Source organism: Streptomyces glomeratus (assembly GCF_021462825.1).
GTDB lineage: Bacteria > Actinomycetota > Actinomycetes > Streptomycetales > Streptomycetaceae > Streptomyces > Streptomyces glomeratus.
In genome coordinates this window covers 1-22,528 of the sequence record NZ_JAKEEB010000040.1, presented here as the reverse complement: position 1 = coordinate 22,528, position 22,528 = coordinate 1, and the positions used below count along the sequence as shown (strand labels likewise).

The 22,528-nt window shown below is 71.3% G+C and carries 21 protein-coding genes; 5 read left to right on the top strand and 16 right to left on the bottom strand.

The features are described from left to right. Nucleotides 1–232: 232 nt before the first annotated feature. The gene (locus LZ604_RS30860) at nucleotides 233–1,012 is read right to left on the bottom strand and encodes a PIG-L deacetylase family protein (RefSeq protein WP_308283697.1); all 780 of its coding nucleotides are present in this window, start codon (nucleotides 1,010–1,012) and stop codon (nucleotides 233–235) included. Nucleotides 1,013–1,546: 534 nt separating this feature from the next. Between LZ604_RS30860 and LZ604_RS30855 the strand changes: the two genes are divergently transcribed. Then, a complete protein-coding gene (locus tag LZ604_RS30855; RefSeq protein ID WP_234519169.1) occupies nucleotides 1,547–3,133 on the top strand; it encodes an alpha/beta hydrolase in 1,587 nt (528 codons plus the stop codon). A 150-nt stretch (nucleotides 3,134–3,283) separates the two neighbouring features. Here LZ604_RS30855 and LZ604_RS30850 read toward each other — a convergent pair whose 3' ends face one another. The 6 genes from LZ604_RS30850 to LZ604_RS30825 all read right to left on the bottom strand — a co-directional run bounded on the left by LZ604_RS30850 (nucleotide 3,284) and on the right by LZ604_RS30825 (nucleotide 8,511). Beyond that, nucleotides 3,284–3,808, bottom strand: a complete 525-nt coding sequence (locus LZ604_RS30850) for a S26 family signal peptidase (protein WP_267972045.1) — start codon at nucleotides 3,806–3,808, stop codon at nucleotides 3,284–3,286. 8 nt (nucleotides 3,809–3,816) lie between these two features. Continuing rightward, entirely contained in the window at nucleotides 3,817–5,721 is a 1,905-nt protein-coding gene (locus tag LZ604_RS30845) for an ABC transporter ATP-binding protein (RefSeq protein WP_234519168.1), read from the bottom strand. Then, nucleotides 5,718–6,269: a TlpA family protein disulfide reductase gene (locus LZ604_RS30840; protein ID WP_234519167.1), complete on the bottom strand. Its 552-nt coding sequence runs from the start codon at nucleotides 6,267–6,269 to the stop codon at nucleotides 5,718–5,720. Before LZ604_RS30840 ends, LZ604_RS30845 begins: the two co-directional genes overlap by 4 nt. 2 nt (nucleotides 6,270–6,271) lie before the next feature. Beyond that, nucleotides 6,272–6,847 carry a MauE/DoxX family redox-associated membrane protein gene (locus tag LZ604_RS30835; protein ID WP_234519166.1) on the bottom strand — a complete coding sequence of 192 codons (576 nt, stop codon included), beginning with the start codon at nucleotides 6,845–6,847 and terminating at the stop codon, nucleotides 6,272–6,274. A 130-nt stretch (nucleotides 6,848–6,977) separates the two neighbouring features. After that, nucleotides 6,978–7,178, bottom strand: a complete 201-nt coding sequence (locus LZ604_RS30830; protein WP_234519165.1) for a hypothetical protein — start codon at nucleotides 7,176–7,178, stop codon at nucleotides 6,978–6,980. Between the two features lie 367 nt (nucleotides 7,179–7,545). Continuing rightward, nucleotides 7,546–8,511, bottom strand: coding sequence for a helix-turn-helix domain-containing protein (locus tag LZ604_RS30825; protein WP_234519164.1), 966 nt, complete (start codon nucleotides 8,509–8,511; stop codon nucleotides 7,546–7,548). 263 nt (nucleotides 8,512–8,774) lie between these two features. Here LZ604_RS30825 and LZ604_RS30820 point away from each other — a divergent pair, with 263 nt between their 5' ends. The 3 genes from LZ604_RS30820 (at nucleotide 8,775) to LZ604_RS30810 (ending at nucleotide 11,820) form a co-directional block, all read left to right on the top strand. Continuing rightward, the gene (locus tag LZ604_RS30820; RefSeq protein WP_234519163.1) at nucleotides 8,775–9,503 is read left to right on the top strand and encodes a FadR/GntR family transcriptional regulator; all 729 of its coding nucleotides are present in this window, start codon (nucleotides 8,775–8,777) and stop codon (nucleotides 9,501–9,503) included. Between the two features lie 335 nt (nucleotides 9,504–9,838). Further along, nucleotides 9,839–10,984 (top strand): DUF3103 family protein, encoded by a 1,146-nt coding sequence (locus LZ604_RS30815; protein WP_234519162.1) that lies wholly within the window; start codon nucleotides 9,839–9,841, stop codon nucleotides 10,982–10,984. Between the two features lie 272 nt (nucleotides 10,985–11,256). Next, complete coding sequence (locus LZ604_RS30810) at nucleotides 11,257–11,820, top strand: hypothetical protein (RefSeq protein WP_234519161.1); 564 nt, start codon at nucleotides 11,257–11,259, stop codon at nucleotides 11,818–11,820. Here LZ604_RS30810 and LZ604_RS30805 read toward each other — a convergent pair. From LZ604_RS30805 to LZ604_RS30770, 8 genes are all read right to left on the bottom strand, one after another. Further along, nucleotides 11,796–16,694 carry a trypsin-like peptidase domain-containing protein gene (locus LZ604_RS30805; protein ID WP_234519159.1) on the bottom strand — a complete coding sequence of 1,633 codons (4,899 nt, stop codon included), beginning with the start codon at nucleotides 16,692–16,694 and terminating at the stop codon, nucleotides 11,796–11,798. The genes LZ604_RS30810 and LZ604_RS30805 overlap by 25 nt on opposite strands. A gap of 7 nt (nucleotides 16,695–16,701) precedes the next feature. Beyond that, nucleotides 16,702–17,013 carry a trypco2 family protein gene (locus tag LZ604_RS30800; RefSeq protein WP_234519157.1) on the bottom strand — a complete coding sequence of 104 codons (312 nt, stop codon included), beginning with the start codon at nucleotides 17,011–17,013 and terminating at the stop codon, nucleotides 16,702–16,704. A gap of 40 nt (nucleotides 17,014–17,053) precedes the next feature. Continuing rightward, nucleotides 17,054–18,208 carry an NACHT domain-containing protein gene (locus tag LZ604_RS30795; RefSeq protein ID WP_234519156.1) on the bottom strand — a complete coding sequence of 385 codons (1,155 nt, stop codon included), beginning with the start codon at nucleotides 18,206–18,208 and terminating at the stop codon, nucleotides 17,054–17,056. A gap of 107 nt (nucleotides 18,209–18,315) precedes the next feature. Then, entirely contained in the window at nucleotides 18,316–18,513 is a 198-nt protein-coding gene (locus tag LZ604_RS30790; protein WP_234519154.1) for a hypothetical protein, read from the bottom strand. Beyond that, on the bottom strand, nucleotides 18,498–18,782 hold the full coding sequence (locus LZ604_RS30785) for a hypothetical protein (RefSeq protein WP_234519152.1): 285 nt from the start codon (nucleotides 18,780–18,782) through the stop codon (nucleotides 18,498–18,500). The genes LZ604_RS30790 and LZ604_RS30785 overlap by 16 nt, the downstream gene beginning before the upstream one ends. Before the next feature lie 256 nt (nucleotides 18,783–19,038). Next, on the bottom strand, nucleotides 19,039–19,842 hold the full coding sequence (locus LZ604_RS30780; RefSeq protein ID WP_234519151.1) for a maleylpyruvate isomerase N-terminal domain-containing protein: 804 nt from the start codon (nucleotides 19,840–19,842) through the stop codon (nucleotides 19,039–19,041). Between the two features lie 290 nt (nucleotides 19,843–20,132). Further along, on the bottom strand, nucleotides 20,133–20,270 hold the full coding sequence (locus tag LZ604_RS30775; RefSeq protein ID WP_234519149.1) for a hypothetical protein: 138 nt from the start codon (nucleotides 20,268–20,270) through the stop codon (nucleotides 20,133–20,135). A 76-nt stretch (nucleotides 20,271–20,346) separates the two neighbouring features. Continuing rightward, nucleotides 20,347–21,342, bottom strand: coding sequence for an ArsR/SmtB family transcription factor (locus LZ604_RS30770; protein WP_234519147.1), 996 nt, complete (start codon nucleotides 21,340–21,342; stop codon nucleotides 20,347–20,349). Nucleotides 21,343–21,409: 67 nt separating this feature from the next. Between LZ604_RS30770 and LZ604_RS30765 the strand changes: the two genes are divergently transcribed. Then, the gene (locus LZ604_RS30765; RefSeq protein ID WP_234519146.1) at nucleotides 21,410–22,318 is read left to right on the top strand and encodes an oxidoreductase; all 909 of its coding nucleotides are present in this window, start codon (nucleotides 21,410–21,412) and stop codon (nucleotides 22,316–22,318) included. 117 nt (nucleotides 22,319–22,435) lie between these two features. Here the strand turns inward: LZ604_RS30765 and LZ604_RS30760 are convergent. Further along, the coding region (locus LZ604_RS30760) for a transposase (protein ID WP_234515494.1) at nucleotides 22,436–22,528 on the bottom strand (93 nt) is incomplete at its 5' end.

Here is a 22,528-nt window from a genome sequence, read left to right as displayed (position 1 = left end):
TTCCGGCTGAGCGCCACCACCTTCGGTGTCTTCGACACCTTCCATGACGAGCAGGGGCGACAGGGCCATCTGCGGGGCCGGATCGCCGCCGCGCTGATGGAGGCGGCCCAGACCATGCTCAGCGAGGCACCCGACATCCGGCCCGTCGACCTCCTCGCGGTCAAACTTCCCTGACCGGGACGACGCAGTACCCCACAGGGGTGCCACCCCGATTCCCGGGGCGGCACCCCCGTCAGGCCGTCAGCTGCCGCAGGCCACCCCGCGTGGGTGCGGTCTCCAGACGCGTGTAGTACTCGGTGCAAAGGAGCCTTCGCCGATCTGCGGCGGTCAGACGAGACAGCATGCCGGGCAGCGAGCGCTCACGCTCCACTTCGCTGCGGTGCGCGAGGATGGCGGACCACTTCTGCTCCAGCCACGCACTCACGTCGACCGTCGCGGTGACCCGCTCGTCCGGCACGCTGAGCACCGACTTGCCGACGCCGGTCAGGAGGCTGCCCAGCTGTGCAACGCCCGAGTGCGGATGCGTGGCCAAGTACAGCGCGCCGGGCTGCCACGGTTCCCCGGCCTCGACGTACAGGCGCTCAAGTCCGGCAGCCTGTACGGCGAGCAGGGTCACGCGGTGGGTGTGCACGTGGTCCGGGTGACCGGTGAGACCGCCGTAGGCGTCGTGGGTGACGACGATGTCCGGGCGGACCTCACGCAGGTGCCGGACGAGCCGTTCGACGGCCTGGTCGAGCGGAGCGTCGCAGAACCGCACTTGCCCGGGCGCGGACTCGGGTACGCGGGCGTCCGCATAACCGAGCATGCGCGGCTCCCCGGCTCCCAGGTTTCCTAGCGCGTCGGCGAGTTCGGTCGCCCGATGGCTGTCCGGGGCCCAGGTCGCGGTGACGACGGCGGTGCGTGCTCCGCCGGCGGCGTGCTGGGCGAGAACACCGCCCGCCATCAGGGACTCGTCGTCCGGGTGCGCGAAGACCGCGAGCAGACTCGGCAGGGGAGAGGGGGATGTGAACACAGGGGCGGAGTCCTTCTCATGGCGTCGGGGGTGGCGCGGGGGCCGGAGGTCAGGAATCGGTCAGGACCCTGTAACGGCGTCCTCCCCTCGGCCAGGAAGGCGTCGAGCAACTCGAAGAGCACCCTGAGGACTTGCTCTTCTTGCTCCGGGGCCAGGCCGGGCCCGCCCTCCCGGCCCGGCAGGGCGATCTGCCGGATCTGCGCCTCCCGGATGAGGTTGCTGCCGGCGGAGTGCGCATTGGGCGAAGTACGCGCGCTCGCTCACGTCGATCAGATTCGTCACCCCGGCATCCTGCTGCCCCGGCCCCTCCTTGTCGAAGTCAGCCCATCGGCCTCCGCTCTGCGACTCGCGGCCCAGGCCCGTCCGTGAACTGTCCGAAAGCACACACCACCCCGTACGACCTCAGGACCATCCGTCCCGTGACTCGTCCACCTACAGTCGGACACGTCCCCGTCTCGTCGGTGGATTTCCCCAACTGCCCCGCACGAAAGGGTTGGTGCGTCCCATACGCACCGATCCGAAGGACCGCCCCACGTGCGAAGCAGACGAATAGCAGCACCCCTTCTCGCGGCGAGCGTTGTCGCCACCCTCGTTCCCGCGCTCGCTCCCGCCACGGCTTCCGCCGCCGAAAACCCTCTGGCGCAGTACCTTCGGCAGAAGCCCCGCTGGCACCGCTGCGACCGCGACACGCCCGCCACCTTCCAGTGCGCCGACATCAAGGTGCCGCTCGACTACGGCCGCCCCAACGGCAAGAAGATCGGACTTGCGATCTCACGGATCCGGACGAGCGCCGCCGGTCAGCGTCGCGGCGTTCTGCTGCTCAACCCCGGAGGCCCCGGCGGCGAGGGCCTCAGCATGCCGCTGTGGATGGAATCCGAACTGCCCAAGTCCGTGCAGAAGCACTACGACCTCGTCGGCTTCGATCCGCGGGGCGTCGGGCAGAGCTCGCCCGTGAGCTGCGGCCTGACCGGCGCGGAGCAGAACTGGCTGCGCCCGTACAAGGCCGGTACGTTCACGAAGGACGTGAAGTGGGCGCGCACCGTCGCCGAGAAGTGCCGCGCCAAGACAGGCGACAAGCTGCGGCACATCACCACCCGCAACACCGCCCGGGACATGGATGTGATCCGCGCCGTGCTGGGGGAGAAGAAGATCTCCTATCTGGGGTACTCCTACGGCACCTATCTCGGCGCTGTCTACACGCAGATGTTCCCGGCGCGCGCCGACCGATTCGTGCTGGACAGCGCTGTCGACCCCCAGCGGGTCTGGCGCGGCATGATCCAGGTGTGGGCGGAGGGCACAGAGCCCGCGTTCACGAGGTGGACCAAGTGGACGGCCCAGCGTGCCGCGCAGTACAAGGTGGGTGACACCCCCGACCAGGTCCGCAAGACCTTCTGGGACCTGGTCGCCCAGGCCGACCGCAAGCCGATCGACTTCAACGGGGAGCGCCTGACCGGCGACGACATCCGCGCCGGACGTGCCATGTTCTTCAGTGTGCGAGACGCCGCCCGGATGGTCGTCGAGCTGAAGAAGGCCGCCGCCGGCGGGCACCCGGCCGCCACCCGTGAGCCTCGGTCGGCTTCCCGCCCCACCACGCCGTCCTTCGGTACGTCGTTCGGGCGTTCCGTGCCCTCGGACAACGGCGACGCGAGCTTCTGGTCCGTCGTGTGTGCCGACTCGGGGTCGTGGCCGCGTGATCCCGAGCAGTACCGGCGCGACGCGATCCGCGACAAGGCCAGGTATCCGCTGTACGGCGACTTCGCGTCCAGCATCAAGCCGTGCGCGTTCTGGAAGAACGGCACGGAGCCGGCCACCAAGGTGAACAACAAGGTCGGCGTGCTCATGTTGCAGAACGAATGGGATCCCCAGACGCCGCTGCCCAGCGGCATCGGGATGCACCGGGCACTCAAGGGCTCGCGGATGGTCATGGTCGCCGGCGGCGAGGGACACGGGGTCTACGGTTCCAAGTCCTGCGCCGACAAGACGGTCGATGCCTACCTGACCACCGGCAGGCTCCCGGCGAGGGACGTGACCTGCCAGGCCACCGCCGGGCGGGAGCGGAACGGACTGACGCTTCCGCTGCCCACCCCTTCCGGCATCCCCGGGACACCCGGGCGTTTCTGACGCCGGCACCGTGCGGCGAACAACGTGGGGCTCTCCGCCTGCGGGGAGCCCCATGGCCCGTTCGCGGCGGCGGGACATGCCGGGCGACCCGGGCGGGTCTGCGGGCGGCGGCTTCAAGCTCGGCCGTGGTGCCTGCGGCGGTGAAGGTGGTCACCGGCGGGGCCCGAGCCTGCGGATGACCACTCCGAGGATGTCGCCGCGTTCGAGGTAGCCGATGTGGCGGGAGTCATGGCTGTGAGCGGCGTTGTCGCCCAGGACCACGAACCGGTCCCGGGGCGCGGGCCTACCGGCCTCGGCGGCGAGGGCGGGTCCCAGGCCTTCGGGAACCGGATCGCCGGGGCACGCCACAACGCGCTTGATCATCCAGCTCCGGGCACCGAGCGGCTCACCCGGCGTCCGACGAGGACCGCCGTGTGTCACCGCGGGCCCTTCCGGCGGGGCACCGGAGGGTGGCCGCCATGCTGCGACGACGACCCCGCCGTTCTCGATCCCGGCACCCCCGCGTCGGCCGAGTCTCCGCAGCAGAACCCGGTCGCCGCTTCGATAGGCGGGTTCCATGCTGGCTCCGGCAACGGTGATCACGGCAAGGCGACGTCGTGCCAGCAGTACGCTCAGCAGCGGCGTCCCGACCGCGGCGACGGCGAACGGGGACAGACGGCGGCCGGTCGGCCACATGGAGCACCTCATCGGGGGTCGGGGGAGTCGGAAGCCACCGGTGCCGTCACCGGCTCCGTCACCGCCGAAGTCACCGGTGTTCCGCGCCGGTAACCGCCGGCCTGCAGGGCGAACAGCCGGGCGTAGGACCCGCCGGCCCGTATCAGCTGCTCGTGTGTGCCCTGTTCGGTGATCCGGCCGTTCTCCAACACCACGAGGAGATCCGCGCCCCGGAGCGCGCCGAGCCGGTGCGAGATCAGCAGGCTGGTGTGGCCTGCCCGGTGGTCGCGCAGACGCAGATGGATCTCGTGCTCGGCCTCGGCGTCAAGGCCGGAGCTGGGCTCGTCGAGAATCAGCAGGTCGGCGTGGTCGCGGAGGAACGACCGGGCCAGTGCGAGGCGCTGCCACTGCCCGCCGGACAGGACGACGCCGGTGCCCGGGTCGTCTCTCTCTTCCTCGGAGAGAAACGTACGGCTCAGCATGGTGCGGTAGCCGTCGGGCAGGTGGGCCAGGGAGTCGTGCATACCGGACAGGCGCGCGGCGCGTTCGATTCTGTCCTGCTCGGTCAGTCGCTCCAGGTCACCGAGCCCGATGTTCTCGCCGGCGGTGAGGTCGTACTCCATGTAGTCCTGAAAGGTGGCCCCGATCCGCCTGCGCAACTCGGCGGGATGGAACGCCCGCAGGTCGGTCCCGTCCCACAGCACCCGGCCTCGCTCGGGATCGTAGAGGCGGCACAGGAGCTTGATCAGTGTCGACTTCCCCGCTCCGTTGAGACCCACCAGGCCGACGCAGCTGCCCGCTGGAATCGTGAGGGTCACCCCGCGCAGCACCCAGGGGTGTTCCGGGCCGTAGCGGAACCAGACATCCCGCAGCTCGACGCCCTTCCGAAGGCGGGGCACGGGGCGGGGGCGGGCGCTGACCGGCAAGTCGTCCTTGATCTCCCGGACCGCGACATAGTGGTCGAAGAGCAGGAGCGACTGGTGTCCGTTGGCGATCTCGTTGGCCAGTCCGGCGAGTGCCGTCTGCACGGCGGGCACCGCGGCCGCGAGCAACGAGACTCCGCCGATGCTGATACGGCCCTGCCCGGCGGCCCGGACCGCCCACAGCACACCGAGGCCGGCGACCACGGCCGAAAGCACCCCGAGCCCGAGCTGGACCGCCAGCTCCTGACGGTCCACTGCCTGCCTGGCCGCGTCGGCTTTGCGGCGTGCGGCGAGCATCCGTCCGCGCAGGAATCCGCCGATGCCGAAGAGGCGGATCTCCTTTGCGGCCTGCGTGCTGGTCAGCAACTGGAAGTAGAACAACTCGCGGCGTTCAGCGGGGCCGATGTTCCAGAGCATCGCGGCCCGTCGCCGGCTGACCGCCAGTTCACCGAGCAGCACCGGCACACCGGAGAGCAGTACGGCGGCGGCCAGGAGCGGATTCAGCACGATGAGCGAGCCGAGAAACCCGCCGAGGGTGAGCGTCCCGTGGAGCACTCCCAGTGCGCTGTTGACCGCCCGCGTCGGCGTCATGCCCCCGGCCTGCTGGGCGAGTCGCAGCCGGTCGAGGAACCGAGGATCCTCGAATTTGCCGAGGCCGGTCAGGGCGTCCACGGCCCGGTGGAGGGATTCCTGGGCGCAGAGCCCCGCCGCGCGTTGTGTCTGGGCTTGGACGTACTGGGCGAGGTGCGGCACTGTGGCGGCCGCGACTCCCACCGTGGCCAGCAGCCCGGCGGGCTCGAGAAGCGCTCCGAGCCGGCCGCCCGCGGCCAGCCCGTCCAGCAGCGCCCGCACCGTCCACGCGGAGGCGATGGGCAGCAATGCGCCGAGGACGGTGAGGAGCGTGAGCGCCGCGAGCTGCCGGGGCGCCGCCCTGAGGGCGAGTCCGGTCGCGGCACGGAAGACGACGGCCAGCCTCCGCAGCCCCGGTGACGACGCCACCGCCGTGCTCACGGCGCAGCGGGGACGGGGGCAGGCAGAACGTGCTCGCCCACCGCCTCCACCACGAGTTCGTCGCCGATGGCGCGGGCGCGGCACATGACGGGGAAGGCGCGGACGCCGAACGCCTCGCTCATGGGGCCTGTGCCGCTCTCATGGACGACCCTGGCGACCGGGGCCAGCTCCTTGACCATTTGTTCGGTATCCGGGTCCCCGCCGGCCCCGCCCACGACGACGGCGACGGCACCGTCCGGCGGAACCGCTGTCAACGCGGCCGCTACTCGCGGCAGTTCTTCGTGGCACGGAGGACAGCCGGGAGAGAGGAACACCACGACGGTCCCGGAGCCGAGATCGCGGCTGAGCAGAGGCCGGCCGTCGACGGTCCGGGTCTCGAAGCTCCCGACCACCCCGCCTACGGGGAGCATCCCCTCGAAAGAGGACTCGTCTGCGGATGCGTGTGAGACTCGTTGCGTGCGCAGCCTTCGTACCAGTCCCACCGTCAGCAGGAGGTCGAACAGAGACAGTGCGCCGACGAGCACGACGGCCGCGATGAGATACGGCATGATCACCTTTGACCCTTCCGTGCGGCGACGGGGAAGGCGTCGCGCAGCAATTCGGATATGTCGTCGAGGTTGGTCACCACGACACCGAGGACGAGGCCGGTGCCGCAGGCCACCGCGAGGCCACCCGGTGTTTGCGGCAGCCCGTGGAACGTCCCGGCGGCGCCGCCGGCCGCCACGGCCATCAGAAAGCCGTTGCGGACGAGCTGGAGGGGGCCCGTACTCCGCGTGGAGGCCCCGAAACAGCGGCACGGCACCCGCATGCCGCGCCGGAGCGACGCCGCCACCGCAAGAGTGAACGCCCCGAGCATGCACCCGACCAGCGCGAACCCGATGATCGCCACCCGCGTCGGCGGCACCAGTAACACAACCCCGGCCACCTCCGCCCCGGCGACCAAGCGGGCGACGGCGCGACTGCGGCGCGACGACAGCGACGCGAGACCCTGGACAGAGCGCACAAACGCTTCGAAGGCCTCGGCACTGCGGAGTTTGCCCACCACCGCGACCGCGAAGACGACCACGAGCAGGGTCCGGCAGCACATGGCGGCGAACTCCATGGCGAACTCCATGGCGAGGTCCATGACGAGGGACACCCTTCTGTCATGCCAAGGGAAGTACGGGGCCGGGGACTCCGGCGGACCCGCACAGGAGTCCGCCGACGCCCCCTTTACCGCTCCGGTGAAGACCGAAAGCCCAGCCGGACTGCCGGTATCAGCAGCCGCAGTGGGCGAACGTGTAGTAGTAGCTGCCGTCGTCGCAGTTCATCCGGTACTGGGTGTACTTGCTCTGGCCCGCGCAGCTGCCATGGATGCACTTCGATCCGGCCTTCCAGCACCTGACCGCATGAGCCGTACCCCCGGGTACCAGCTTTTCCAGCAGGCGGTCGGTGATTGTCTGCAGGAGCTTGGTCATCTGTGACTCCTTCCACTGATGTCGTGTCGCCGATGGGCGACGCGGTGCGAACCGAGTGCGCTGTGCACGGCCCGGGAGGGCCACGGCCGAGCCTGCTGGCGGAAGCCAGGCGGACACAACAGCGTGGGACTGTCCCGGACAGCCCAAGGGCTGTCCGGCCTGGTCAGAGCCGGTGTCCGGAGTGCTGTCCGGGATGCTGTCCGGGCAGGGCACATCGACGGACCGATCGACGGACCGATCAACCGGCCGATCGAGGGGCTGGCATCCGTCCCTGGGACGCTGCGCGGAGGTGGTCTCGCGCGGAGGTGGTCTCGCGCGGAGGTGGTCTCGCGCGGAGGTGGTCTCGCGCGGAGGTGGTCTCGCGGCCTCAGGATCGCACGGGATCCTTGCGTATCTGGCGTCCTCCGGCGCTGGGCTCGGAGGTGGGGTAAGGCCTGACCCGTGTCATGCCGTCGCTGCCCGTGCATGCCTCCAACTCCCGGTAGGCGACGCAGACCTCGGCATGCCGGGGGGTGTCCTCGGAGGGGAGCATGGGCGTGCGGACCATGGTGCCCTGGGATGACGCGGTGCCATGAAGACGGTCGCGGCCCACGGTCAGCGCGACACCGCTGTCGGACTTCAAGTACACGGAAACCAGGCTCGGGTCGTTGGAGACCTCGGCCCACAGCGCCTGGCACGCGGAACTGTGGAAGAGATCGACGAGGCCGAGCTGTGTCTTGACGCCGCTCACGTGACGGCCGTCGTAGAGACAGCCGCGGAGTTCGGGGTCCTCGTCGCGGCAGGCCGCGCCCCGGCACGATGCGGCGGAGTGCGGCGCCCGGCCGCTGTCCGTAACGGCGGGAGGCCGCGCCCCGTCCTCGCCGCCCGGCTGGAAAGCCAGCAAGCCGGCCACCCCGAGAACGACGGCAAGAGCCCCTGCCACCGCCAGAATCCGGTGACGTTCACGGAAGAGCGGGGCCGGAGGGCGCGGTGCGGGCGCCTCGTCCGGCCCGGGCCCGTGCTCTTCGGGCGGCCACCCGACCGCTTCGTCACCGGCGGGCGACACTGCGGCCTCGCAGATGCGGGTGCGAACCGACAGCCACACGGCGACCTCGTCCCGGTCGCAACCGCATGCGCGCACGAACGCGCCGAGCACCTCTGCGCGTGGCATCGTCGAGCGTGTCAGAGTGTCGGCCAGCGTGCTGGACGGCAGCACGTCCCCGGCGCGCTCCGAGCGGGCGGAGAGCTGACGGTAGGTCAGTCCTGACCACTCTTTCAACTGCCGCATACAGGCGACCAGTTCCCGGGCGCTTCGCGCCCGCAGCGGATCCGGCCGCTCGGCACGGTCCCCCATGCCCGGCTCCTCCTCGCACGTTCCCCACCAGGTGTCGCAAGCACATGCTCCCGCACCCGTCCGGCCGGCCGCAGCGGCGGTTCCGGACAGTGATCCGCGGGGGACCCGCGGTTTCCGCCTCCAGGCCTCACACACAACTCCCCCTTGCAAGTGGAGGATTGACGAGATCGTCGTGAGGCTGCTTCACTGAAGCCGTGGCTGAGCCACTGAACCAGTGAACCGCTGAGTCGCTGAACTGCTGACCGTAGCTCTGGAGACCCTCCGTGGCAGTCGAAGGCATTCCTCGCCAGTCCCTGGTCGACCTGCTTGAAGTCCGGCTGCGCGATGACATCCTGAGCGGCACGCACGAGCCCGGCTCCCTGCTGCCTCCCGAGCGGGAGCTGGCGGCCGGGTACGGTGTGACACGCACGACCTTGAAGCACGCTTTGACCAGGTTGGAGAAGGCGGGGCTGCTGAGCACCCGGCACGGCATCGGCACCTGCGTACTGGACTACCTACGGTTCGGCGGTGCCGAACTGCTCCCGATGCTGGCCGCGCAGGACTCCGCGTGGCTGAGGGAGATCTTCGAGGTACGACGGCACATCGGTACGCTGGTCGCCGGCCGGGCGGCCGTCCGCCGCACGGCACGGCAGGCCCGGCGCCTCGAAGAGCTGCTGCAACAGGTGGCCGAGGCCCCGGACGCCGACGCCACCCAGCTCGCCGACGTGGAGGTGCACCGGGAGCTGGCACGGGCCACCGGCAATCGGGTCTATCTGCTCCTCACCAACACGCTGTTCAACGCCTACCTCCCGGTACGGCGCGCCCTGCGGGCGCCGTTCGAGGACGCGGCCAAGGCGGCGGCCCGGCTCGCGCCGGTGGTGCACGCCGTGTCCGAGGGCAGGGAGGAGGAGGCGCAGCGCGCGGCCGAAGCGTATCTGCGCAGCACCGAGAAGGTCATGCTGAGTTCACTGAGCCGTGCCCGGGAGCGGTCGGTGGACGTCCGCTCCGCGTAGCGGAGCACGGATTCTGCCGCGTCGACCGGCTTCGGGCGCGGGTACGGCAGTGCCCGAATCGGGGCCGCCGACGGGGCGAGCTCCCAACGGCATGCGAGCGACATGTGGTCGGCGTGTTCCCATGCCGCGACCGGACTGTTCCTGCCCGGTCTCCCGACCGTTCGCATGGTTGTCATGAACCGGTCAGAAGTGACCGGGTCCCTCATCGGTCGCTCACCAGGGAGCGAGATGCGGAGCCCGGATCACGCAAGGCGCCCGAGAGGACTCGGGCCCACCAACCTCTGCGGCACCCAGTTCATCGAGGCGCCGCAGCGACCAACAAGAGGAGGAGCACGGTGAGCAGAGCAAGAAAGAGGCGCAGCGCCCTGATCGGCGCGATGCTTTCCGTCGTCGTCGGCGCGGCCCAGCCCGCGGTCGCCGCGGCGACCGCGAACACTGCAGGGCAGCAGGCCACCGCCGTCCGGCAGTCCCCCGTCCACGATGTCGAGGAGGAGGTCGCGCGGTCGCTGTCCTCCTCACTCGTGAATCCGGAGTGGAGGGCGCAGGTGCGCGCGGCCGCGCTCGCCACGCCGGAGTCGGACCTGCAAGCGCTGGCCGGCAGGGCCTCCGGCGCGGCGGGGCGGCAGCTGCAGGCCTCGGTCTCCGCCGCGGACCGGCGCATCGCAGCCCTCAAGGGCCTTCCCACGTCCACCGGGTCGCTGTTGCGTATACGCCCGGGTGCGCCCTCCATGCGCGCCCACCTGAGCGCCGACGCCACCCCGTGGATCGCCGTCGCGGCGGCCGACGACCACGCCAAGACCATCACGGCCTACGACAGCCAGGGCCGTAGTCATGCCGTGGACGTCACCCGGGTACCCGAGCGCCCCCTCTACATCCTGGACATCGACGTCTCCAAGGCCCACCGGGCCGGACTGGCCGTGCTGCGGAAGGAGCTCGCCGACAAGGGGCTCAACGCGCAACCGGCCAAGCGCGCGAGCGCCTCCGCCGCGGCGGGCTGGTGGGCCACGAAGGTCACGGCCGTCGAGGTGAAGGACGACGAGGAACCCTGGTTCAAGGGCGGAGCCGAGATGTTCTCCCTGGTGACCGGTTTCGGGCTGGACGGCAAGGCGCGCGTCGACTCGGTCGACATGCCGTATCTGGACTACGACAACACCGTCTACTACCCGAACCAGATCCTGGTCAACTGGTCGAACTACAAGTACAACCTCGCCGATGTCGTCATGATGGAGGACGACGACGGCACCAACTACAAGGCGCTGGCCCAGGCGCTCACCACGGCCCTGCTCACCATCACCGACCAGGGTGCCTACACCCCGTTGGTGAACGCGGTGCTGAGCGCGATGCCCGACTCCTGGTTCACCGACGACCCCGACTACGTGGAGTCCTGGTACACGCTGTCCAAGAACTCCTCGGGTCGGCTGAACGGTGCTTCGGGCAACGGCTGGATGACTGTCGAGCCGTACTTCGTCGAGCAGTTCTGATCCCCCAGGCCCGGCGGTGTGCTGTCACGGCGCTTCGGCACGGCAAGTCGACAGCACACCGCCGGCTCAGTCCGGGTGGTTGTCTGACGTCAGGGTGGGTCAGCCAGGTTCATCGCCGTGGACCTCGGCGGTCGGGCCCGCCCCGCATCGGTGAAGCAGCCGAGTTCGTCCGGGACCATGCGGTGAAGTGCCGCGCACACCCCCGAATCCTCCGATGCATCTCGGCTAGTCTGGAACCACGGCAGCTGATGTGTCATCAAACGGGGGTACTGATGACGGACGGGGCACAGCAGAGCGGTCAGCCCAGCAGCGCGGGCTCCCACGGCGACGGAACGTGGCGCTATGTCGTGGCTCCCGCCCTGGTGTCCGTCCTCACCGGACTGTTCTACCAACTGCACGGTTGCGGCTCGGACTCGCCGGGTCCGACTCCGACGTCCACGGTGACCGAGACGATGTCCGACGACACGCAGGAGTCCGACAGCGCCGTCCCGTCGACGCCGAGCGTGTCCGCGGACATCACCCGCATCGTGTATCGCGGCGCGGACTCCGGGAACGCGGCTTACGCGGACATCGAGGTGGACACGGACATCTCCGGGCTGCGGGGCCAGGAGTGCGTCATCAAGTGGTCCACGTACTACCCGTACGCGAATGGGGAGCAGGGTGGAACCAACACGGGCTACAGCGGTCAGCGCTCGACGGGGCTGCTTGCCTACGACGACACCGTGAGCTCCGCGACGCTGGCCGTGCGGGCGCAGCAATCCGGCTGGAGAGTGCACATCTTCGTCTACGGCCCCGACGGCACGCTGCTGGATCAGCAGGACGGCCCCACCGGGTGAACGCCCGCCGGCCCGCGGCGGCTCGGGTCCGGCGTCGGCCGATCGGCGACGATGCCGAGCGTCAGGGCGCAGGCCTCGGCAACGGCGTCGGGGTGGTCGGCTGCCACCAGGGGGAGCACCGCGGTCCACCGGTCGCCCGCCAACGCCTGGCGCAGAGCCCAGTCGGCGGCCTCCCGGACCACATGGTCGGCTTCGTCCCGGCCGGCTTCGTCGGCCAGGGTCTGCGCGAGCCGTGCCCAGGCGAGGTCCTGCTGCCAGGGCAGGCGCACGTGCTGCAACAGGGTTCCGGCGGCAGGCCGGTCGTCCAGAGCCGCGAGGGCTCTGGCGGTCGTGGTCAGGCAGTCGAGCACGGGCTCGGTGAGGACGAACTCCCGTGGTTCCAGGGCTGGATGGGATCCCAGTCGGCCTCGGTACTCCCTCAACAGGTCGGCCGCCTCATCGGCTTGAGCCGCCGCCCAGTCGGGGGCGGCGGAGACGGCTCCGGCGGCCGCTCCGGCGAGCAGCACCGGCAGGACGTCGCCCCGGCCGTCCGGGACCCGGGACCCGGGCGCCCTGAGCGCACTCGACAGATCGCCGACGCGGCACAACACGGCGGTGGCCCCGGCGACGGCGGATGCCGGGGCCTCGCCGGGCGTCACGGGGTCGAGGGCTGCCGCTGCCTCCAGTGCCCTCGTGGCGAAGCGGGCGGCGGCCTCCCGGTCGAGGGCCTCCAGGGCCACGGCGGCACTCGCGGCGAGCGGGAGCACACGGCCGGGCGTCAGCCCCAACGCGAGAGCGTCGGACAGGCCGCGGACCGCCGCCGAAACGGTCGTGCCGTCCTGGGCCGGGCAGTGACGCAGCACTCCCAAGAGGCACTCGACCCTGTCCTCCACACCGAGCGCCGTCGAGGCGGCCCACCGTACGGCCTCTCGCCGTAGCTCGTCGGCCGCGTCGGAGCCGTGGAAACCGGCCGCCGCGATCAGGGCGACGCACTCGGGGACCGCGGCCGTGTCCGGAGAGCGAAGCGCATCCGTCGCGAGGCGTCGGGCCTGGTCCTGTCGCCCGGACGTGACCGCGGCGGCGACCAGGGCCACCCGTGTCCGGCACCGCCACCGGCGGTCGCCGACCTCCTGCAGCGCGGCCACCGCCGCGTCCTCGTCGCCGGCGCGGGCCAGCACCACCGCGCGGCGTCCCCGCGTGTCCTCGCTGCCGGAGAGGGCCGAGGCCGCGCGGGCGGCTCGTACCGCGTCTTGCGGCCGACTGCAGACGAGGGCCTCGGCGAAGCCGATCAGGGTCCGCTCCCTGTCGGCGGCGGGCCCGTAGGCGCCGAGCTGCGTGACCAGGGTGCGCTCGGCCTCGTCCGCCAGGGCGGCGGCGTGCCGTGGTTCCCGCTCGGCGAGGGCGGCGGCCACCCGGGTCAGCGCCGTCCGCCGGGACAGGGGGTCCGCGATGCCTCTGGCCATCGAGGCCGCCAGACGCCAGATCCCCTGCCGGGCACATGCCGGGGCCAGGGCCGCGCGCCAGGCGTCGGAGCCGAAGACGGGGCAGAGCGCTTCCAGCGCCTCCGCCACCCGCTCGTACCGCCTGTCCGGTTCCTCGGCGATCGCCTGGGCCAAGGCGGCGGCGCTGCCATGGTCCAGTGACAGCCGCCGCAGCGGTTCCGAGGAGGCGGAATAGTGGGTGGCCAGCGCCTGCCAGTGACCGGCTCGGGCGAGTACGTCGGTCGCCAGCGACTCCAGCCGCGACTGTTCCCGCGTGCTCAACGGGCCCGGTGGCATGGCCAGCAGGTCCTCCGCAAGCCGCGCTGCCTCCGGCTGACCGGCGTGGAATCCCGTGTACATCAGGGAGACCGCAGCCCGGACCCAGTGCTCCGGCTCCTCCTCGGCCCGGTAGCGTGCCAGCAGTTCCTGCGCCTGCTGCCAGCGGCCGTGCAGGGCCAGCGCGGTGAGGGCCTGACGGCGTACCTCCTGACGGAATGCGGCGGGATGCGGCAGAGCGGCCACGGCGAGCGCCTCGTCCCAGCGGTCCAGGGTGCCCAGCGCCCGTACGCGCAGCGCTGCGCATGCCCCTGCGCACGGCCAGTCGGCCGGGGGCGCGGCATTGTTGTGGCCGTGAGGGCACGCCTCCTCGATCAGACGCAGCCCCTGCCGAGCGTTCGGCGCACGCGCCACCAGGTCCAGCAGCGCCCGCCGACGGGTCTCAGGCCCGGTGACCGTGCGTGCGGCACGTACGGCCTGTGCGAACTCCCCGGCCTCTCCGAAGGCCTCACCCATCGCAACGAGCACCGCATCCCGGTCTCCCGGCGGCACATCATCCACGTCCTCCACGGCGTGCCAGGCTTCCTCGACCGCGCCCGCCGCCGCGAGAGCGGTGGGCCACACGGCACGTAAGGCGGCCGGCCAGTCGGGCGCCTCCGGGGACTCGTCCGACAGCCGCTCCGCGACGGAGCGGTGGCCGTGGCGCGCGAGGGCGGTGAGGGCGCGCGTCAGGATCACGTGCCGCCCGCCCGTGTGGCCGCCGGCTGACCACACGGCACGCACCCCGTCCAGGTCGGCGGCCGCGCCGAAGGACTCGGCCGCCGAAACGATCACCTCGTCGGTCCACCGGATGACTTCGCCGTCCTGGGTCCCGCCCTGCCGGGCGGCACGTTCGGCCGCAACCATCGAGAGCGCCGTGTGCAGGGCGTGTGCGCCTTCGCCGCTGCCCAACCGCATCAGCAGGCCGCCCACGCGGACCGCGGCGAGGGCCGGTGCCGACCGGTACGAGGACGGCGGCGCGTCGTGCAGGAGCGCCACCGCGGTCCTCGCCATGCAGAGCGCGCGTCGTGGCTCGGTCTCTGCGAGGAAGTCCGCCAGGCGGATGAGGGCGAAGCACTTGTCCCCGCCGTCCGGCATCGCCTCGGCGAGCGCCTGCGCGTGATCGGACTGCCCCAGCCGGGCACGCAGCAGCGCCGGCTCGCTGTCGTCCACGTCCCGGTTGCGGGCGGTCAGGCGATCGTGTGCCGCCGCCAGAAGCACCGCGGCCCGCAGCCCGTCCTCGGTGCCGTTCTGCGCGACCGTGTCCCGGGCGGCTCGCAGTTCCGCCAGCGCGGGGCCGTCACCGAGCAGCCGGGACGCCATGCGGTCGTGCCGTGCGGGGTCGGCGGCCACCCGCGCGAGGCGCCCCGGTTCAGCCGAGGCCAGGGCCATACGCCCGTACCCGCTGAGCAGGAAGTGCGGAGTGTCCTGCGGCCAGCCGCGCTCCCACATGATGTCGGCCCAGCCGTGAAGACGCTCCCGGAAGGCGGGCAGTTCGTCCCCGAGCAGTTTCAGGGCGGTGGCGAGCAGGGTGTCGTGCGCGAAGACGAGCGCGGTGCGGACGTCCGCGGTGCCGTCGCGGAAGACGGGGAATCTGCGCCGGGCCAGACTGCGGCCGAGGCTGCCGCCCGTCAGCATGTCGAGACGGGCGGCCGGCATGCCGGTCAGCGCACACAGCTCCTCGCGGCTGAGCCCCTCGCCTGCCGCGGCGAGCAGCCCGATCACCTGCCGCTCGGCCGAGTCACCGGCGAGCAGCCCCCGAAGTTCGTACTCTGCCTCGTACCGCAGCCGGGTGGCGTGCGCGGAGGCGGCGAGTGTGTACGGCTCGCAGTCCCGCAACGGGTGATCGCCCGGTAGATCGCCGGGCAGTCCCGGCCCCGGACGGCTGGTGACCAGGACGGTCACCCCCTCCGGGAGGAGGCGTGGCAACAGCGAGGCGATGCTGGGCCGAGCAGGAGAGGCGGCCTGCGACATGTCCTCGTCCAGACCGTCCACGATCACCAGCAGGGGCCCGCGCTGCCGCTGCCGACGGGCGGCTGCCGTCAGCAGCCGGTGCCACTCCCGTACCTGCACGCCGGGCTCGGTTCCGTGCACGGTGCTCTCCCCGGCGACGGCGGCCAGTTGGACGGTCATGGCCTGAGCGAAGGCGTCGCTGTCGCACTGGCTCGCGTCCCGCCGCGTGACGAAGAACGCGGCCACCGCCACGCCGGGGGGTGGATGGGCGGCCAGCCAGGCGCTGAACGCGGTCTTGCCGTGCCATGGGGGCGCCTGCCACCACTGGTAGCCGCCCGGCCCCGCGCACACTCGCAGCACTTCCTCCACCTCCCGCTCGCGGCCGAGCAGTTCCGGTGGGGCGATGGAGCGGGCCTGGGCCCGGAAGCCCTCGGTCATCCGGACGTCGCCGGACGAGGGGCCGACCCGCTCGAAAGGCGCCTCGAGCCCCGCACGCCGCAGCAGTTCGTCGCCGGGGCCGTCGGCCGTACCCGCCCAGCCGTCGGCGCGGCTGACCGTGAGGGTGCCGGTTCCCTCCTGGTGATGATGTTCCACGACGATGCCGATGACGTGGCCTTCGCTCCACACGGCCGCGCCCGACATGCCCTCCCAAGGCGAGCCCACCGCCGTACGCTCGGGAGGCGGAACCCTGAACTCCAGTGTGTTGCTGCGGCGGTTGGACAACACCGGCACGTGTCCCCACGCGTGGCAGGCGTCGCGCGCTCGCGATCCGTCGGGCCGCTGACGCATCTTGAACCGCGGGAATCCCACAGCGCTGCATGTCAGTACGGCGTTGTCGTCTCCCGGCGCCCCGAAGGGCACCGGGTCGACCCGAGGGGGAGAGGACTCCGGCGGCGAGCCGGGCCCGAGCGTGAGCAGAGCGGCATCCGTCACGCCGGGGCCGAACCAGCCCACCCGGGCCGGCGCACTCCACTCGTCCGCCCGGTCCGGGTTGAAGCGGACGGTGACCGTCTTCGCCTCCCTCACCACGTGAGCGGCCGTGAGCACCAGGCCGGTCGCCACGAGATAGCCGGAGCCCCGCAGCCGCGTTCCGTCGGGACGGGTGGAGATCACTTCGGCGGCACGGTCCGCCCGCAGATCCGCCATCGGCGTATCAGTCTTCCCTGACGTCGCTCACGCCGGAGATCCACACCTCCGGCCGCGCGGCGCCGTCCACAGCGGCCCGGCGGGGCTCCAGCGTCAGCCGGACCGTTTGCGTGTCGTATCTGCCGACCTTGGCGTCCGCGCCCAGCTCCATGACCCAGAATTTCACCTTGCCGTGCCCCGTCGCATCCCGTTGCACGCTGACGGACAGCTCCAACTCCACCGGGCCCAGCGCGAATCGAAGGTCCTCGCCCTCACCGTCGGCCATCGCCCTGGCCAGCTCGGCACGCAACTGGCCAATCATCTCGGACAACTCGATCACAGCTGCACCTCCGTACGGCGCCACCCAGCCCCCTGCAACGCTACCCCGCCCGTCCGCGGACCCGGGCCCTCACACCCAACCGAGCTTCGCCGCCTTCACGCCCAGTTCCAGGCGGCTGGGCGCCCCCAGACGGGCAGTGATGTCGGCGACCATGCGGCGCTCGGTGCGCACCGAGATCCCCAGAGCGCGGGCCACCGTCTCGTCCTTGTCCCCCCGCGGGGGTTTGTGCGCCGCCGGCATCGCGTCGCAGGTAGTCAGCGGCGTCCTCGGCCTTCAGAGGCAGGAGCTGGATGGCGGCGGCGCCGTTGAGGCGGACGCTGGTGCCCGGCCGGTTCAGGGCCGTGCGATAGGGGTCGGTGCGGCTGGTCAGGACCAGGGACTGCCATGCGGGGAGCGCGCGGTTGAGCCTGTCCAGTGCGGCGGCGTGCCGGGGAGGTGGCAGTTCGTCGAAGCCGTCGAGCAGGGGCAGGACGCGGCCTGCGTTGAGCAGGTACAAGGCCAGATCAGTGGGCCCGGACTCGGTGGCTTCGGTGACGGCGACCGAGAGCGGAGCCGCCTTGGCCAGGCCGGGACGGGTGCGGCGCAGCTGGTCGGCCATCCATGTTTTCAGCGGCTGGTGAGGGTCCCAGGAAACGAGGGAGAACAGTACCGGCACCGGGTCTCCGGCGGCGCGACGTGCGATGAGGTCCTGCAGCAGTCGCATCATCAGCACGCTTTTGCCGGCGCCTGGTTCGCCCAGGATCACCAGGCGCTCGGTGGGCACCCGCTCGCAGAACACCTGCCCGATGTCCGCATCCTGGCCCGCCAGCCCGGCGGCATCCGTCGACCACAGGGCAGGGTCCCCCGGGGGCCCGCCGGGCCAGGCGCGGGCCAGATCGGTCAGCCGCGGCCAGTCCTCGGCCAGGTCGCCGCTGACGGCTTCCCAGCCGACCGGCAACGGGTAGGGGTCGTTGATCCGGCGCACGGCCGCCTCGTTGTCCCACTGGGTCCTGACCGCCACCGCCAACTGCTCCAGGACCTTGTCCACGTCCACGGGTTCGGCCTCGCGGCGATCGGCATGGAAAGCCGCCCATGCAAGGTAGCCCGGCGCCAGGGTGGGAAGCGCGGCCGCAGCGGTTTGGGCCACTCCGAGATCGAAGCACTGGGCCAGAACAAGCCCTGCCGTCAATGCGGCCACCGACAACAGCAGGTACATCCACCCCACATGCCGCTGTCCTCGGCCGAGCCCCCCATGTCTCATAACAGGACATCATCGCCTGACTCCTGCTGGACAGGTTGCCTTTTTGTCGAGCCCGCGTCGTCTCAGGGGACGAGGACGACGATCTCCCGTCCGTGTGAGCGGGACGCCGCGGCGAGGGCCGCTGCGGGGTCGTCGAGCCCGACGACCCTGACATCGAGCACCGAGAGGTCGATGACGCCGTTGCGGACCATGGACCACAGCTCCAGTACGGTCGTGTCGCGGTACATCCACGACCCCCGCAGCGTCAGCCGACGGTGCATGAAGTCGCCGTACGGAATGGGCAGATCGTGCCGTACGCCGCCGACGAGGACCCGGCCCCGTCCGGGCGAATCGCGTCGAATCCGGCCATCGTCGATTCCGGGCTGGGCACCGCACCGAGTGTGTCCACGACCGCATCGACCGGTCCGGCTGCCGCCCTGATCGCCGGCCCGTCGACTGCACGGTCGCCGGTGAGCGGTGCGGGCACCACCCGCGGGTCGATGGCCGCGAGCGAGTCCAGCGAGCCACGGTTCCGGCCGACCGCGACCACTGCCGCGGCGCCACACCCTGCGCCCGCTGCGCGACCCGGACGCGGCCGGACTCGATGACGACGAGGACGGCGCTGAGAACTGACGGCGTCAGGTGCCGACCAGGCCCACCGATCAGCTTGTGAGCCGCCGCCTTGGTCAGCCGCTTCGCAGCCGTGACGGTCTGCTCCCCCCGCCGCCCCGAGGCCACCACGGCGTGGTTGCAGCCGTTCGCGGGAGGCATGCCCCGGGGCGTACGAGGTGGCGCATCGTCACGTCCTACTCATCCGGGTCCCAGGCACTGAGCTGCTCGAAGACACGTCGGTCGCCGTCGAGCTTCAGGGAGTCGACCGGGATACGGTCGTACAGGCTGAGGACCAGCTCGCCGGCCGTGCCCCGAGCGGAGAGGAAGACGGCGGCCGCGTCCGGGTCCTGGCCAGCAGCAGTGGCCGGCATGGTGCCGGGCCCGGGGAGGCGGGCAGTCCGTGCACCGTCGGCGGAGAGCGAGAGGCGCCAGGAGCGGCCCTCGGAGGCGTGGAAGTCGATGACAGCGGGCTTGTGCGGCCAGGCACTTGTCGTTGCGACGCAGGTGGACAGGAACTCGTCGACACCGTCGAGCGCCACCTCGTCGGGCAGCGGCTGCGGGGCACCTACGGTGATCTGGGCGTCGTACGTGTGCACCGCCATCTGCTGGAGCTGATGCCGAGCCACGGCACCGGAGGTGTGCGGCGACTGCAACGTCTCCCACCACGACCAGCAACCGCGATCCGGGCCGGCCTTCCGCAATGCATCCAGCAGTAGCTCCGTGGACTCCGCCAACCAGGCCAGCAGGGCCTCACGCTCCCGAGGCGCAGCCGGGGCGCCCTCCGCTGCGGACTTGGCCGGAGCAGGCCCTGCGGCGACGGTGGCGGCCCAGTCGCGGCGCCCCTCGCCGATGTGCTGCGCCAGATCGAACAGCGTCCACTCGGGGCAGGTCGGCACCTGTACGTCGAGGCTGGGCGCGGAGGCGACCGCGGCGCGGAAGGCAGTCGACCGTTCGTCGATCAGTCGCAGCAGAGCGGGGAACTCGAGTGTCGTTCTCACCCTGAATCTCTATCACTGCGTTCCGACAATCGGACAGCGATTTTCACAGCCGCCATCACGGGCGGACCCTCACCACCGCGGAGAAAAGAACGCCGACAGCGCATCGGAGGCCTGCTGCGGTACCACCGCCCGCTGCACCCCGGACGAGGAAGCCCTCGGCCCGGCCCAGAGCCCGGCCGAGGCGAAGGCCGCCACCGGCTGCGCGTGCGGCAGCTGAGGCACAGACCGGACGGGAGGCCGGTGAGCACGGCGACGACGCCGGGCCGTGGTGCTGACCGGCGCACCGGTCCCTAGCGGCCCAGCACGTTCAGGTTGGCGCGCCGCAGCGGGGAGAGCCGGGCCACGTCCTCGTCCAGCACCCGGTGCTCGCGCTGGTCGGCGGGCAGGGCCCGCGGCTCCAGGTCCGGCAGGTCGATCCGGGGCAGCATCGCCGCGGTCGTCCGGCGCAGCCAGTGCAGCGACTTGGTGGTCGACGCCGGAAGTCCTTCGGGGGTTGACGTGAGGTCAGGTGGAGGCGGCTTGGAGGAGGGTTTCGGCTGCGGTGGTGCGGGCGTAGAGGACGGAGCGGCCGGCGCGGTGGGCGCTGACCAGGCCCGCTTTGCGTAGTGCGGTGAGGCATTGCGATACCCCGGCGGGGGAGAGCCCGGTGCGGTGGGCCAGTTGTGTGGTGGAGGCCGGGATCTCCAACTCGGTCAGGAGCAGAGCCCGCGAGCGGCCCAGTACGGCGGATAGGGTGTCGACTCGTGTAACGGGCCGTGCCGTCCATAGGGAGCCGACGCCGCGTGCCGGATAGGCGAGTTGCGGTGGACCCGGCAGCGTTGTTCGGGTGCGCAGTCCCGGTCCGGTGAAGGCCGAAGGGATCAGGAGTAGTCCCGCACCTGCCGTCGTGCGGGTCATCGGCTGCTTACGGCGGGCCATCCGCAGCGTGTTGTCGTCCCAGCTGACGGACGTGTGCAGGTCGTTGAGGAGGTGGCCCGCGCCGTGCTCGGCGGCCAGGCGGGCCCGGTAGAAGATGTCTGTGTCCAACACTGCCCGGATTCGTGCCCAGTAGGGGGCGAGTGCCAGTTCCCAGTACGTTTCGATTTCTTCTGTCACTTTGGCCAGGAGGCTCTGCGGGTGGTTGTGCAGGGCTCGCAGCCGGGGACCGAGGTCTCCCTGGTGGCGGGCCAGGTGGTCGAGGTCCTGGCGCACCCGATCGGCGGGCGAGAGGAGGATCGCGTCCCACTCTGCCGCCGGGGTGGGGGCCGGTCCGGCGGGGGCCGGGTTGAGGAAGTCGGGGACGTAGCCGGTGGGCGGGATCAGCTCAGAGAGCCAGCCCCGGTCCAGCCCGGCGGCCATCATGCGTGGGCGTACCTGGTCGGCCCAGGGGCGGTGGATCGGATGCGCGGTGGCAGACCTCAGCAGCCGGAAGCTGGGCGCGACCTCCCACATGGGTGAGACGGCGAACCGCACCTGTGCCAGATCGCCCGCCGAGAACGCCAGCTCTGCCAGGACAACCACCCCTCGATGGATTCAGACATGCATGAATCAATGGCGGGCCAGCCTACCGTGCGCAGATCATCCCGCTATGACCTCACAGACGATCACCGCGGCGGCATCGGGCACCTGGAAGCTCGGCGACCGCACGGTTAACCGGATCGGTTTCGGCGCGATGCGCCTCACCCAGCACGGCGAGGCGTTCGCACCCGATGCCGTCCCACGCGACCGCGACCAGGCGATCAGTGTGCTGCGCCGCGCAGTCGAGCTCGGCGTGAACCACATCGACACCGCCGCCTTCTACTTCTCGCCGCTGCGATCGGCCAACGAGCTGATCAACCAGGCGCTGGCCCCCTACCCGGCCGACCTTGTCATCACCACCAAGGTCGGACCGGGCCGCGACCCTGCGGGCCAGTGGCTGGCGCACGCCACCCCCGAGCAGCTGCGCGGCCAGGTCGAGGAGAACCTGCGCCAGCTCGGGCGCGACCACCTCGACGTGGTGAACCTGCGCATCGTCGGCACCGATTCCATCGCCGAACGCTTCGGCGCACTCGCCGAACTGCGTGAGGCCGGACTCATCCGTCACCTGGGCCTGTCCAACGTCCACCCCCACCACCTCGCCGAGGCCCAGGCCATCGCACCCGTGGTCTGCGTCCAGAACATGTACGGCATCGGCGCATCCCCCGAGCAGAAGGAGCTTCTGGACCTCTGCGGTGAACAATGCATCGCGTTCGTGCCGTTCTACTCGATCGCCGGCACCAGACGCACCGCCGGCGCGACCACCGACCACAGCCGGGAGGTGCACACCATCGCCCGCGCCCACGGCGTGAGCCCCGCCCAGATCCGGCTCGCGTGGACACTGCACCAGGGCCCCCACGTCCTGGCCATCCCCGGCACCGGCGACCCCGGCCACCTCGCCCAGAACGTCGCCGTCGGCGCCCTGCGCCTGTCGGAGGAAGAACTCACCGCCCTGGACCCCGTCCACCACGAGACGGCATGAGCAAGAGCCCCATCCCTGATCTTGGGTGGGTATCCCCGGCTTCAGCCGGGGAGGGAAAACGCGTCCTCGGGTCGGAGGCGCGCAGCGCCGGAGTTCGCTGCGCCTCCTCGGTGAGGGTCAGGTGGGCCGCTTCTGGCCTTCGATGTACTGGCGGACGATGCTGAGCGGTGCGCCGCCGCACGAGCCGGCGAAGTAGGAGCGGGACCAGAA

What these genes read in the sequence shown, in the direction of transcription:
- LZ604_RS30825 (WP_234519164.1), bottom strand. Translation starts at nt 8,511, where the DNA reads ATGGGGGACCGTGCCGAGCGGCCGGATCCGCTGCGGGCGCGAAGCGCC.
- LZ604_RS30850 (WP_267972045.1), bottom strand. Translation starts at nt 3,808, where the DNA reads ATGTGGCCGACCGGCCGCCGTCTGTCCCCGTTCGCCGTCGCCGCGGTC.
- LZ604_RS30810 (WP_234519161.1), top strand. Translation starts at nt 11,257, where the DNA reads ATGACGGACGGGGCACAGCAGAGCGGTCAGCCCAGCAGCGCGGGCTCC.
- LZ604_RS30835 (WP_234519166.1), bottom strand. Translation starts at nt 6,847, where the DNA reads ATGGACCTCGCCATGGAGTTCGCCATGGAGTTCGCCGCCATGTGCTGC.
- LZ604_RS30840 (WP_234519167.1), bottom strand. Translation starts at nt 6,269, where the DNA reads ATGCCGTATCTCATCGCGGCCGTCGTGCTCGTCGGCGCACTGTCTCTG.
- LZ604_RS30765 (WP_234519146.1), top strand. Translation starts at nt 21,410, where the DNA reads ATGACCTCACAGACGATCACCGCGGCGGCATCGGGCACCTGGAAGCTC.
- LZ604_RS30795 (WP_234519156.1), bottom strand. Translation starts at nt 18,208, where the DNA reads ATGTACCTGCTGTTGTCGGTGGCCGCATTGACGGCAGGGCTTGTTCTG.
- LZ604_RS30775 (WP_234519149.1), bottom strand. Translation starts at nt 20,270, where the DNA reads ATGCTGCCCCGGATCGACCTGCCGGACCTGGAGCCGCGGGCCCTGCCC.
- LZ604_RS30805 (WP_234519159.1), bottom strand. Translation starts at nt 16,694, where the DNA reads ATGGCGGATCTGCGGGCGGACCGTGCCGCCGAAGTGATCTCCACCCGT.
- LZ604_RS30830 (WP_234519165.1), bottom strand. Translation starts at nt 7,178, where the DNA reads ATGACCAAGCTCCTGCAGACAATCACCGACCGCCTGCTGGAAAAGCTG.
- LZ604_RS30790 (WP_234519154.1), bottom strand. Translation starts at nt 18,513, where the DNA reads ATGCACCGTCGGCTGACGCTGCGGGGGTCGTGGATGTACCGCGACACG.